12 protein-coding genes are annotated in these 13,026 nt (G+C 36.5%); 7 read left to right on the forward strand and 5 right to left on the reverse strand.

The window, feature by feature from the left end; translation table 11 throughout:
• The 4 genes from ACQ93I_RS16690 to ACQ93I_RS16705 form a co-directional block, all read left to right on the forward strand.
• A partial coding sequence (locus ACQ93I_RS16690; protein WP_431699516.1) for a JAB domain-containing protein occupies positions 1 to 353 on the forward strand: 353 nt, incomplete at its 5' end.
• Positions 354 to 364: 11 nt separating this feature from the next.
• Positions 365 to 529, forward strand: coding sequence for a hypothetical protein (locus ACQ93I_RS16695; RefSeq protein ID WP_431699517.1), 165 nt, complete (start codon positions 365 to 367; stop codon positions 527 to 529).
• Positions 530 to 1,433: 904 nt separating this feature from the next.
• Positions 1,434 to 1,862 carry a transporter substrate-binding domain-containing protein gene (locus ACQ93I_RS16700; protein ID WP_431699518.1) on the forward strand — a complete coding sequence of 143 codons (429 nt, stop codon included), beginning with the start codon at positions 1,434 to 1,436 and terminating at the stop codon, positions 1,860 to 1,862.
• Positions 1,859 to 2,806 (forward strand): cation diffusion facilitator family transporter, encoded by a 948-nt coding sequence (locus ACQ93I_RS16705; protein ID WP_431699519.1) that lies wholly within the window; start codon positions 1,859 to 1,861, stop codon positions 2,804 to 2,806. The genes ACQ93I_RS16700 and ACQ93I_RS16705 overlap by 4 nt, the downstream gene beginning before the upstream one ends.
• Before the next feature lie 315 nt (positions 2,807 to 3,121).
• Here the strand turns inward: ACQ93I_RS16705 and ACQ93I_RS16710 are convergent, their stop codons facing one another.
• From ACQ93I_RS16710 to ACQ93I_RS16725, 4 genes are all read right to left on the reverse strand, one after another.
• A complete protein-coding gene (locus ACQ93I_RS16710) occupies positions 3,122 to 4,600 on the reverse strand; it encodes a pyridoxal phosphate-dependent decarboxylase family protein (RefSeq protein WP_431699520.1) in 1,479 nt (492 codons plus the stop codon).
• 57 nt (positions 4,601 to 4,657) lie between these two features.
• On the reverse strand, positions 4,658 to 5,641 hold the full coding sequence (locus tag ACQ93I_RS16715; RefSeq protein WP_431699521.1) for a hypothetical protein: 984 nt from the start codon (positions 5,639 to 5,641) through the stop codon (positions 4,658 to 4,660).
• Positions 5,642 to 5,652: 11 nt separating this feature from the next.
• Positions 5,653 to 6,078, reverse strand: coding sequence for a hypothetical protein (locus tag ACQ93I_RS16720; protein ID WP_431699522.1), 426 nt, complete (start codon positions 6,076 to 6,078; stop codon positions 5,653 to 5,655).
• 635 nt (positions 6,079 to 6,713) lie between these two features.
• A complete protein-coding gene (locus ACQ93I_RS16725) occupies positions 6,714 to 7,124 on the reverse strand; it encodes a hypothetical protein (protein WP_431699523.1) in 411 nt (136 codons plus the stop codon).
• Between the two features lie 1,023 nt (positions 7,125 to 8,147).
• Between ACQ93I_RS16725 and ACQ93I_RS16730 the strand changes: the two genes are divergently transcribed.
• From ACQ93I_RS16730 to ACQ93I_RS16740, 3 genes are all read left to right on the forward strand, one after another.
• Positions 8,148 to 8,915 (forward strand): XRE family transcriptional regulator, encoded by a 768-nt coding sequence (locus ACQ93I_RS16730; protein ID WP_431699524.1) that lies wholly within the window; start codon positions 8,148 to 8,150, stop codon positions 8,913 to 8,915.
• A 762-nt stretch (positions 8,916 to 9,677) separates the two neighbouring features.
• Complete coding sequence (locus tag ACQ93I_RS16735) at positions 9,678 to 10,439, forward strand: XRE family transcriptional regulator (RefSeq protein WP_431699525.1); 762 nt, start codon at positions 9,678 to 9,680, stop codon at positions 10,437 to 10,439.
• A 585-nt stretch (positions 10,440 to 11,024) separates the two neighbouring features.
• Entirely contained in the window at positions 11,025 to 12,176 is a 1,152-nt protein-coding gene (locus ACQ93I_RS16740) for a sensor histidine kinase (protein ID WP_431699526.1), read from the forward strand.
• 236 nt (positions 12,177 to 12,412) lie between these two features.
• Here the strand turns inward: ACQ93I_RS16740 and ACQ93I_RS16745 are convergent, their stop codons facing one another.
• Positions 12,413 to 12,628, reverse strand: a complete 216-nt coding sequence (locus tag ACQ93I_RS16745) for a nidogen-like domain-containing protein (protein ID WP_431699527.1) — start codon at positions 12,626 to 12,628, stop codon at positions 12,413 to 12,415.
• Positions 12,629 to 13,026 lie beyond the last annotated feature (398 nt).

The raw sequence follows: 13,026 nt of genomic DNA on the forward strand, positions 1-13,026 counted from the left end.
TCCTTTATGGACAATGGGACAAAAACAGTATCGAACTGCACGAAACCTTTAAAATAATGTTGCTGAACAATGCCAATAAAGTAAAAGGTATTTATCAGGTATCCACCGGAGGGATTACCGGCACCTTGGTAGACTTAAGGATCGTATTTGCAGTAGTACTCAAAAGCCTTACCACGGCTGTAATCCTTGCTCACAACCATCCGAGCGGAACCTTGAGACCGAGTGAACCGGATAAACGCCTGACCCAAAAAATTAAGAAGGCAGGGGAATTATTTGATATAAAGGTATTGGATCATTTGATCCTGACACCTGATGGAAATTATTTCAGTTTTGCAGATGAAGGAATGCTTTAAATGCAAAGCTTATGATTTATCTTAATTTTTCAGACCTGACCGAAGAAGCCCAAAACCGACTTTTGGAGAATTTCATAAAGGATGTGAAACGAAAATTTGGGGATGATATGAGCACGTACCTTAGAGAAAATTGTACCTGTTTTGAGATGATGGTAGAGGAAGCCTGTCCTGAGTGAAGTCTAAGGGAAGCACTACAAAATTTATACTTCTATCCTGTGATATTCAACATCTGATTTTCTGAAATTTGCAGTAAAGCACCTCTAAATTTTTGGAGGTGTTTTTCCGTTCAATCAATTTCAAGTGAAGAAAAATTAGTATATTTATCTCGCTTAAATTCAGCATTTAATTTTACGTGGGGTTATCCATTTTTTGACTTTCGCTGATAACCGTACCCATCAAAAAAATACATAACAGGAAATTATTTCCCTGGAACTGGCAATTGGCTTTTGACCAAATTGTACGGAATTTTTGTTCGCCTGTGGCGAACTAAAAGGAGTAGCAAGAGGATAACACGCTAAAGCGGTGTTATTTAATTACTTTAATCTGTAAGTATAAGTTTACTGGGCTCTGGTATTAATTATATCATACCTATCAAAAGATAAACCTAATTATGCCTTAATTAAAACTGAAATAACTGTCATCTTTGTTGCTTTTAATTAATGAGATCCTAATTAAATGATCGTTAGAAGGGTTTTCTGCCCATTTTTTTATAAATGATGGCCCAAGTGGTTGTGATTTAAAGAAATATCACCTCACCTATGGACTTTGTCAAACCTTTTCAGTTTGTCCACTCCGAGAATGTTGAAAGATTGCGGAGGCTAAGATTGTATGGTTGTTGAGTATCACTGGTGTCTATAATTGCAGGTTTACTATTTCATTTTTTGTCTTCCATTTGGTATTTTTAAGCTCTTGATGATAATAGGAGTGAGAGAAAAAATCCTTGCCTTCAGTACAGTATTTTCAAATCATTCAAGGGTCACAGCAGGAGGTTTCTGAAAATTTTTTTCTTCCGACTCCTGAAACATATTAAAATTTTCTAGTCATTTATTGGCGTTCATTCTGAATTTTCTACCTTGAAGTATGAAAAAAACTTTTCTTCTCCTGTTAACAATGCTTACAGCCTGCACTTTTCCAAAAGATTCCGAAGGTTCTTTTGAAGAAGCAAAAGATACTTCTCTAAAGATCGGATTAGTAGAAAATCCGCCGTATGTGATAACGCAGGGGGAGGAGCCGGAAGGGAGCGAGGTGGAAATGCTGCGGGAATTTGCCTCTCAAGAGGGGTTGCAGGTGGAATTCAGCAAAGGTTCAGAAAGTGATCTCGTCCATAAATTAGAGAAGTTTGACCTTCATATTGTCGCCGGGGGAATGGATAAAAAAACACTGTATAAGAAGAAAGCGGCACTTACTACAGCATATGACCAACGACATGTTTTTCTAATTCCAAAAGGGGAAAATCGTCTCCTGGAGCATTTGGAGAAATTCATATTCAGTAAAAAGAAGCAGCAATGAAAACGATAAGGGATTTTGAATTGCCTCCGGAGCTAAGAGAAACACTCAAAAAGGCAAAGAAGCTGGAGTGGATAACTCTTGTCTATCTCATTTCAGTCACTGTTGTTATGTATCTGGTTCTTGGCTCGAGTCAGGCTATGAAAACCGCCTGGCTTGAGGATGTTCTGAGCCTTGTTCCCTCAGCTGGTTTTCTTATCGCGAGCAAGATCAACAGCAAAGCCCCAAATAAAAAATTTCCTTTTGGTTATCACCGGGTATTTTCCATTGCTTTTCTTGTGGGGGCTGTAGCATTGCTGGGCATGGGGCTTTTTCTGGTATTTGATTCTTCAATGGCTTTAATAAAAACAGAACGTCCCACCATAGGAAATATGAAGATCATGGGATACACCATTTGGATGGGATGGCTTATGATCGCCGCTCTGGTATACAGTGCCGGTCCTGCCATGTGGCTGGGGAGAAAGAAGATTCCTATGGCCAAACAGCTACACAATAAACTGCTATACACCGATTCCAGTGCTCAGAAAGCCGATTACATGACAGCTCTCGCTGCCATTTTAGGTATCCTTGGCGTGGGGTTGGGCTTGTGGTGGGCAGATGCAGTAGCAGCTATTTTTATTTCGGGTTCTATTCTCAAGGACGGCTTTAAGCATACAAAAACTGCAGCTTTGGATCTCATGGATAGGTATCCAAAGCGTTTGTTGGCGGAAGACGAGGACCAGATCATCGTAGACGTGAGAAACAGGGTACGCTCCTGGGAGTGGGTGGCCGACGTACGGGTACGCTTTCGAGAGGCAGGACAGGTTTATTTCGGACAGATTGCAGTAGTTCCTAAAGGAGAGATCAACCTTGAGGCAATAGAAGAGGGATATAAGGAAATAAAAAATATGCACTGGAAACTACACGATTTCACTATAGATCCGGTGAAAAAATTACCTGACTGGTGATCTTTGTGGTTAATTCACTTTTTAAATAAAGATTTTAAATTTTCTTTTTACAACTGCCATTACAATTCGAACCATCAGGGGTTCCTAAGCATTTCGATTTTGGTTCCGTACATGATATTAATCGAGATGAGTGGAGGAAGCCAGGTCAAAAAATAATGGCAGGTGCCATTGCTTCTCCTTTATATCCGCATCCCTGTAAAAATTTCCCTGAAGAACTATTCGATATGGTAAGGCTTTAAAAGACGGCTTGTACTTTCTAAAAGTCAGCTTTTCTTTTAGGGTATATAATCTTCGACAATTTCTGTCTATTATCTTTTATGTTTGAGATATTCTTAGAGAAATTTTCCTTCCCAGTTTTACTACTAATTCTATAATCTCCTCTATATCGCTTTGGGAAGTCCTGAAATTCACAATACAAGCTCTCAAACAATATTTATCATTTACGATGGCATTTGACAGGAACACCTGCCCGCCGGTTTGTAATTCGTTCAATAAATTTTCATTCAGCATATTTAGATTGCCACTGTATTCAGTACTACCAGGATTGTACCTGAAAGTTGTAATGCTTAAACTTTGAGAAACTGCCTCTAATTCAGGATGCTTTTTAGCAAGTTCAAATAGCATTTCTGAAAGTTCGATATCTTCACCAATGAGTTTTTCATAACCACTTCGACCTACCTGTTGCAAGGAGAGCCAAACTTTTAAAGCTCTAAAGCCACGGGAATTCTGAAGTCCATATTCATAAAAGTTTTGAGTTTTTTCCTTGCCACTGCGGTCAAAGTTGTAGTATTCAGGATGTGAACTATAAGTGTCAAGTAAATGCTGAGGGTTTTTTATTAATGTACATCCTGCTTCAAGTGGGGCGTATAACCATTTGTGAGGGTCCAAAGCAATAGAATCTGCTTCTCTAATTCCTTCAAACAGCGGTTTGTATTTAGGAATAACTGCTGCAGGAGCACCATAAGCTCCATCAATGTGGAACCACAAATCAAATTTTTTACAAATAGCGGAGATTCCAATTAGATCATCCACAGCTCCTGTACTAACATCGCCAGCAGTGCCAACTACCATTATCGGGATAAAATGATTCTTAAGATCTAATTCAATTGTAGACTCTAAAGCCTTGTTGTCCATTTTATTAAAATCATCGGTTGGTATCCAACGAATAGATTTGGTGCCTAAACCAAATGATATAACGGCTTTTTCAATCCAGGTATGTGTAGTTTTAGAACAATAAACAGTTAATCTATTTGGTGAATTTTGAATCCCGTCTTCTTTAATAGCCTTTGGGGATTTCGCTGTTCTTGCGGCTAGAAATGCAGTGAAATTTGCCATGTTACCACCACTTACCAATAGTCCTCCATAGACTGGCGAAACACCAATAAATTCAGAAAGCCATCTGATGGTTTGCTTTTCAATCTCTGTAGCAATAGGGCTTAAAATTTGTGCCCCTACATTAGGATTGACAGACGCTGCTAATAAATCTGCTAAGGCTCCTATTGGGGCCGCGGAGGAAGTAATGTATCCCAGGAATTTAGGGTGTCCATTAAGTAAGGAGTGCTGGAACAATAGATCAGTCGTTGAAGAAAACAATTCAGATACAGACTTTCCTTCTTCAGGTAATGGAGCATTCCCTAATATTTTATTTTGTAGTTCACCAGGGGTTTCATTTGTGGTAACTGGTTTCTCATCTATTGATTCAATAAAGTTAGAGATGTCATCAATTAATTTATATCCAACCCTACGAAATTCTTCCTTTCCCATTTCGATTGATGACTCTCTCACTTTTGACATAATCTTATTTTTAAAGGATGCTTTAATTTGCTTTAATCATCTATGAGGCTGGTATTTTTAAGGGGAGTAGGTCAATTCTGAAAAGAATTTTTCGAGCTTGGTCATTGCAGGTTTTATACTGTTGCGCATTCTTTTTAAAATCGCCTGTAACTCCTCATCATCTGCAGGAATATCAGCGAGTAAATGACTGAATCCATCAAGCCTGTTGTTATAAAGCCATTTTGTCAACTCAGGTTCTTTTTTCCAGTTATGTTGATTTTGCATTGTTCCGGCCATCATTTTTATCCAGTCCGTATCATGGTTTGGCAGGGGGACTACTCTGCACAGCCTGTTCTTTTGTATCTCATCTTTATATGCGGTCTCAACATGTGCAATGAAAGCCGCACTAAAGACAATTTGCCCGCCCCTTACTGGCTGCAGAGTAATTGTGTTTCCCGAGAATATTGGCACTGTCTCTGAATGGTTTAATGCATTTGCTGAACAATCAACGAAAATATGATTTGGCTTAATAGCTATTCTTCCTCCTTCAAGAATCATCTCACTTTTCTCCAGGCTAATGATGTGACCCATGCGAACAATATTTTTGATTCGCTTTAGCTGGACCAATTCAAGTTGACTTATAGTTGCACCACGATGCATTCTAGGTTTTACATTTTTATCTATACGCAACAGCACGCCGGCTTTCTCAAGCCTGTAAAAGAGATCATCAATTGAGTCTGCCTTTTCCAGCGCCTCAAATTGAGCAGCCTGATCATTAAGGAAAAATTTTAGGAATTTTGGAGATGGCTGTAAATTCTTTCGATCGGTAAACCATGAATCACGGGGGACGATCCATGTAATTCGATCTGGATCAACCTGCTGTTCCAGTAACCATAATATAGCATCAACGCCGGTTTTCCCACCACCTATTACCACAAAACCTTCAGGTGGCTCTACAATTTTTGGTAAATTGTTGATAGGTATAAACTGTAATTCTGGTGCAATGCTGAAGCCGGGTATATGGGTGGCAGGAATCCTGGTTTGCATATGAGCTGCGTTCACCGTTTTTTTATTTACTCGTACTTCAAAAGATTGTCCGGTAAGAATGGAGGAAAAACTGTTGTTCCCGTGGTAATTGCATAAAGGAAAATATTAACCCGGCCGCCGGGAAGGAATTGACCTTGCATGACATCATTATAGTAGTTCCGGATTTCATCTCCGGAAGAAAGATTTTGTAAGCCCTTGTTTACCCCGACTTTATCTATACCTTCCTTCCCCAGGTCTACTGAACTTACTCCATAAAAGGCAGATGGCTGGTGTAATTTCACAAAGGAATAAGCCTGGTTCCAATGTCCGCCGGGTTTATGGAGCTTGTCAACCATAACTAAACTAGCTTTCGTTTCTGATAGAACAACATCGGCGAACGCCATACCCACTGCACCACACCCTACAATCAAATAATCTGTTTCCAACTTTGTTTTATTCTGAATCTCCCTCATTATATACCTTTTAGTGGTTTCAGAGATGAATTATCTTTAATTTGAAAAACTATTTATAGTTCAGAAATATTACACTTTTTCTAATCATTTTTCTTTCTCAGGAAAGGAAAAAACAAATTCATTAACTCAAATTGTTATATAAGTTCATAGGAATAATATAGAAGCCATATGAACAAAACGTTCTTTAAATATTAGCATAAAGTGTTTGTCAGATGTCTATGCAAAGGGAAATATTTCACATCCGACTCAGGGGGAAGAAAAGCATACTGAATTTACGGAGCCTTTAAAGTTAAACTTTAAATTCCATATTTATACCAGTACATACCCTATTTATTTTTGATAATCAATCATTTATATAATTACAACCCTGAACTTTTTCATCATGGCACAAGTCGACGGCTATTAGATATCGGCATATTTCCAGATAATTTGAAATCAAGCCATTTTGGTGATATCATTTTAGATAAAATACTAACAGGTAGAGGGAAAAAAGTACACAACATCTTTGTTTTAATTAAATTCTTTGTTAGCTCTGTATCCTGACAAATGATGGTTCTTTTTTATTAACCGTAAATATTGGAGGTTCTGAGAAAAACCTTCCAATCAATTTTGAGAATTTCAGAACTTTTTAATCATTAAAAAGTTTGAGGAATTATTAAAAGAAGAAGATGGGTTTGGGCAGAAAGGGCCGGGTAGTGCAGCCCTAATTTCAGGAAAATTTCCTTTTCCTCTTTCTGTTGAGCGAGAACAGCAGGTAAGATATTTTCCATGGTAGTCTCCACTATGTAAATCTCATTTTCGAAAATGTCAATTAAAAGGAGTTGGTAATTATATCCTATTCCTTTCCTGGTGTCATAGGTTTTGAAGCTTCCTGGAGAATATTTGCCTTGTAATTCAGGCAATTCCTCGAGGTAAGCTTTGGTCGCAAGAATTCGACCTAATTCCAGATCACTTTCCTTAACTTCTTTTATGAGTGTTATTTTGTCTTCGGCTGCAGGTCTATGAGTAATCTTTTCGATCCTGTAAATAAAACGCTCTTCCTTCAATCTATTTTGAGTTTTTAAATTATTGTATTACTTCTTAAATACATTTTTGATCCTTCTTCCATCTGTTCTTTGAGCAAATCCAATAGGAGAAGAAGTCTCCAGGTCTGGCTTTTTTCATGTGGACAAGCCTTTCATATTTAAAATGTCTTTTTCTGTCTATGGATTCTCCTTCGCTCCGGCGATCTTTTCCTTCACTTTATCCATCTACTTTTGTTAATAAAAACGTATTAAGAAAATCCGGATTTTCTTCGTTTCTCAGGAAACTATTAGGAATTGCTTTTATTTCTTTTAGTCTTCCATATACCTTAATAACCCCGAGTCAGTGGTTTTGATGCATTGTGTCTTTGGAAATTAAAAAAAGCAAACCATAATAACTTTTAAAACTGTTCATGAGAATGTCTAAATATCCGAGATGATCGATTTTCGTTAAGTAAAAGAGATTTTAAAGTAAATAATATTTAGATAGTTCAAATTTGTGCTAATTGAATTAACCTTTTTTTAAATGAAAGAAATAATAAAACCTATTGTTTTATACCTGAAGATTATATTATCGGATTTTTCACAAAATGGAACAAAGGCTTAAAAGCGTGAAAGAATCCCATTTAAATCCATTTTTAAAGTTCTTTCATGGAAGAATACTACGGCTTTTCTGAAACTCTTCAGCGGGGGCGAAAATTTTAATTACAGCTCCTGCGCATTAGATCCTTTCAGAAACAGGATAGTCAAGAATGCCACCGGAAGAGCCTGGAAAGTCGGAAAACAAATACCTTCCCCAAGATCTTCAAAAGTAGAACTTACCCATAAATGATAAAGAATACATTCGAAGAATGAAAAGTGAGGCCTGGATTTTTAATTCTCCCAAATGAAGCTTTTGATGGCTTGAAAAATAATAATCTCATTTCAAATTATTGCAAAATAGTTTGTAGTGACAAGTTTATTGTAAAATACTACTCAAACCTGATCAAAAGCCTCATCTTTACTTTATGAGAATTTTTCCTCTAGAATCTACTTTATCTAAACAAAATGGCTGTCAAAGAAATCGAAAATTCAGTTGCCTCAAGGATAAAGCAATTACGGAGAGATAGAAACTACTCACAAACATATATTGCAAAAGATCTTTCAATTACCCAGGCTGCTTATTCTCAGATTGAAAATTCAACAAATGGAATAATTGCTGAACATATTATTAAGTTGAGTGAAATGTTTGATGTAACCACAGATTACATCTTAAAGGGCAATTCCAAATTGGTGGAGATTTCCTATAGGACCGGATTTTTACCTCTAATAGAGGTTAAGGCTCATGCAGGTTTTGTGAAAAATTATAGCAAAGGGAAGGATTATGTAAATAGGGATTGGTATAAAATTCCCGGTTTCAATTCAACAGTGGATCACAAATTGTTCGAGGTGGAAGGTGACAGTATGTTGCCAACAGTATTACCAGGTGATATTTTAGTTTGTCAGATTCAGCAGGACATAAAGAATTTGAATGAAAAACTAATTTTGATTATTACCGATAAGGAGGTTATGGTAAAAAGACTTGAGAGATTGGGAGAAGACAAAATCTACGTAACAAATGATAATCCCGATTATTATGGACAAGATGAGGGAATTGAATTTTCTAAAATTCAGGAAGTCTTTGAAGTGCTTGGTAAAGTGAGAAGTTTTCAGGTTCCGGGTGACGATAAGAATTTCAGGATAAAAATAAATGACCTGGAGGAGAATATTGAAATCCTAAAAAGCGAAATATTCACTTTTAAGAAGGAACTTAAGGCTTTAAATATAAAGAAGTAAAATTTCTTTTTAATTAAGATCTAATATGATTCCTGGAGAGCATTAAAAAATATGAAGTCTTTTTAGCGTATTATGAATTCTCGCCCCAATCATAAAATGTATCATCCTTATTAGGTGTAAGTGTGGGAGAACGCCAGGAATAAAAACCTGGATTAAGTATTTTTTGATCTCTAATCGAATTTATTTTCAGAACAAAAAAGATTTCTGAAGTAGTTCAAGTTTATGCCAGTTATTTAAAAGGGGTGAGTTCGATCTATAAGCCGTTCTATTAATCTCTGCCAGAAACCTTAAGTAGTTTCCAACGACGAGAACCTGGCACTGTAGTGATATTCCTACCTAGACGCTGCTGCTGAAAATTATATTTGAAATATAATCATTAGGAATATTGCCAAAGGAGTTACTTGGAATCTGATGATTTCAAAAAATCCTCAACTATTAGATATTAGGGGGTTTTAAGGATCTAACGAAGTGATATGAATTTTTTTCTGTATTTTATTCATAGGAGGGTAAATACCCCGAGGCTTGCCTCGTTAGTAAATGTTGTAAAGTTAGAAAACGTGTTCCACTAAAATGCTCCGTGGGCTTGCCCCGGAGAAATTTACTATTCTTAGATATATTGTATTTTAATTATAACTATTAGGTATAAATGCCGCTTATTTTATTAAATTATTAAAAATAGTCTGTAAATAATCATAATCTTTGGATATTTGCGGAGTACTTTTAAAGTGAAAAGTTCATCTTTTTGCTATTAAGAATCATTGTATGTCATCAAATAATACCCGAAGTTCGATTGCTAAAAGAATAAAGGCTCTGCGCAAGGAAAGAAAGTATTCTCAGGTTTATGTGGCTCAGGATCTTTCAATAACACAAGCAGCCTATTCAAGGATAGAAAATTCCATGAACGGAATCCTGGCAGAGCATGTAATTAAATTAAGTGATATTTTTGAAGTAACTACAGATTTTATCTTAAAGGGCAATAGTAAACTCACAGAGGTTTCTTATGAGACAGGCTTTGTTCCCCTGATCACAGCAAAAGCCCATGCTGGGTTTGTCGAGAATTTTAAAAAAAGAATAAATTTTGATGATCGGGATTGGTTCAAAATTCCTGGTTTCAATCCTACACAAGATTATCGGTTGTTTGAAGTCGAGGGAGAAAGTATGGTGCCAACTATACTCCCGGGTGACATTCTTATTTGTCAGGTGCTTCAAGATTTGAATAGAGCATTAAATGGAACTCTTCTTTTATTGATTACAAAAGATGCAGTACTTGCCAAAAGATTGGAGAAAATAGATCACGACAAAATTGTGGTGCTAAACGATAACGCTAATTTTCCCGAGCAAAAAGTGGATATTAAAATTTCGGATATTCAAGAGGTTCTTGTTATACGTGGTAAGATTAGTAGCTCCCTGGTTCCTGGACATCAATTGCTTTCATTTGGAAAATTTGAAGAAATGGAGGAAAGTCTTGAAATGCTCAAAAAAGAAATGTTCTCCCTCAGAAAACAGGTTCTGAATAAAAAATAAAATTTCTAATGAGAGGTGTGGTAAAAGGATCATACTCTAACCAAAAAGAACGGTCTAAAACTTTTTAAAATAGCCCAGATTCTGGTTTATGCAGCTCTGGTTCTACAGTAGCTTGAACAAATTAGTTTAAGACCAGGAAGTTGGAAAAATAAAGTTCAATTTTAGCAGTTGAGAAATTAACAAGGAGTACAGTTTTTCTGTTTTATAATAATCGGGCATATATACCATCTTCTTTTGGAGTTCTTATCTAAAAAATAAGTTAAATCGACATTATATATAAGCTTTTTATAGACAATAATTTAGATTCATTTATCTGCTGTCTGCATGAAATTGTTGTTGGGGGCATGCAGACAAAATCCCGGTCTTCCGGGATTTTTTTAGCAACAGATGTGATTGGCTAAAAAATGCTAGACGATCTTTAAATATTGTTTACAATATTTAAAAATTTTTGAGAACTAGAAAAGTACCCAGTTAGGAAAGCCTGAATAAAAAAGGTTGAGTATACTTGACGATTATTCTTTCAAAAATGTTAGAAAAGAATAAACATAAGCAATACCTGGGTTGATGTAATTTGGATAAAAAATCATGAAAAAAGCAGCAGCCGTAATTCGAAAAAAGACAGAACATATTATTGAGTTGTGGGAAGTGGCCGTTGAGAAAGAAATTCCACCTCTTGCAGAGACAGAGATCTTGATTCTACTTAATGTATTGCCTCAGCTATTGAAGGATATAGCCACCGTACTGGAACGCTCTGAGGACGAGATTCTCTACACTGTACCGGAGGAATTCAAGGAGATCATCGAAGACAGCCGGGATCATGGCCGTCACAGGGCTGCTACGGTCAATTTTTCTGCTAAACGAATAATCGAGGAACATAAGATCCTCCATAGGGCATTAATTATGGTTCTTAAATCTGAAGGGGCTTACGAAGAAAAAGTGGGAATAAGTTTGTCCCTCATAATGGAATCTGCGATGGAATATTCGATAGACGCATTTAATGAATCCCTGCAGGATATGAGGGAGAAGTTGATTGCAACTTTAGCCCATGACTTAAGGAATCCTCTTTCTGCAGCTAATCTTGGTCTTAGCGCCTTGAAATATGAACATGGGGAGGTGCAATTCGATAAAATTAAGGAGATGACAGTGAGAAGTCTGAAGAGATCTTTGGCATTGGTCGAAGATCTCCTGGACACCGTGACTGTTAAGGCGGGGGAAGGTATTTCCATGAATTTTTCTTCATGTAATTTTGTTGAAGAGGTAAAGCTGGTTTTTTCAGAGGCTCGTGAATCTTATTCCAGGGATTTCAGATGGCAAAGTGACGAAAAGGAAATTTTAGGAATATTTGATCCTACTGCAGTACGTAGAGTGGTTGAAAATCTTATTACCAATGCAGTTAAGTATGGTTCAGCTGATGGACCAATTACAATATCTATTGTAGACTGTTCGGATAAAGCAATTCTAAAAGTGCATAACAGAGGAAACTCAATAAGTCCTCAGGATCGGAAAGAAATTTTCAATTTTCTTAAATGCAGGCGGCAGGAGGGGTCCGGTGAATTAAAAAGCTGGGGCATCGGATTGTCTTTCGTAAAAATGGCTGCCGAAGCTCACAAGGGATACGTTGATATTGAAAGTGATGAAAAAAGCGGAACTACTTTTAAAGTTGCATTTGCCAAAAATGCCAACAAACCGGGGAGAAAAAGGGCAGTTCTTAATTTTATGAAGGGAAAAAGGAGTTAAACCCACCACCTAATATTTTACTGGTTTGTTATCCTTAATCACTCCATTAATAACGGGTTTCGTTTGCCTGGATTTTTATAGCGGCAGTAATAATTGCCAAATTCTTTCGATTGTTTTTTTGCTATCGAGTCATAGGATTAAAAAAGATTAAAATTTCACCAACAGATATCTATTTCTATCTGTTTCTCATGATTTTAGAATTTTTCCTGATAAATTCTACAACAGTTTAATTCGCTTTAAAGAGAATGGATTTTACAGTCGCTTTTGTGGTTATTACTCTGCAGATGGTCATCAGAAGCACCTCCGGTAGTCCATTGCATATCCTTTGAACAAAAAGCAGTATTTCGTCCTTCTGGTGTTAGTTCGCTTTCACCGTATGAAATGATGACTTGAAATGTATTAGTTTTTTCTGAAGGACCATAGTGAGCTACTTGATCCCATATAACGATCAAAGCATCACTAGTTATTTTGTAATAAATTGTTCCTCCTTCACTCGTATCTACATCTCCCCAAAAAGGCGCGACTATGGAATATCATCTGGAAATCCGCTGGCACTATATATAGGATTCTCTTCTTCAAAAGTTAAATTGCCATTGGTATTAATAAATATCTGTTCATATGTAGTACCGTAGAGATTATAAGAAAATGATCATTTTATGCATAAACAAAATGTCCCTTATTTCTCCTTATCCTATTCTCATATTTCGAAATTTATCTTTCAATACTTTAGAATAACGTCATCATCAAATTGAGATTTGAATGGCAAAAAGTATTGCATAACAATAAAATTTCTCTGGTTGTATTATTCTAAATTTTAGTGGATTTGACTTTCACAGTCAAAATTCAAAAA

It is taken from the genome of Salinimicrobium sp. WS361 (genome assembly GCF_050750585.1).
Lineage (GTDB): Bacteria > Bacteroidota > Bacteroidia > Flavobacteriales > Flavobacteriaceae > Salinimicrobium.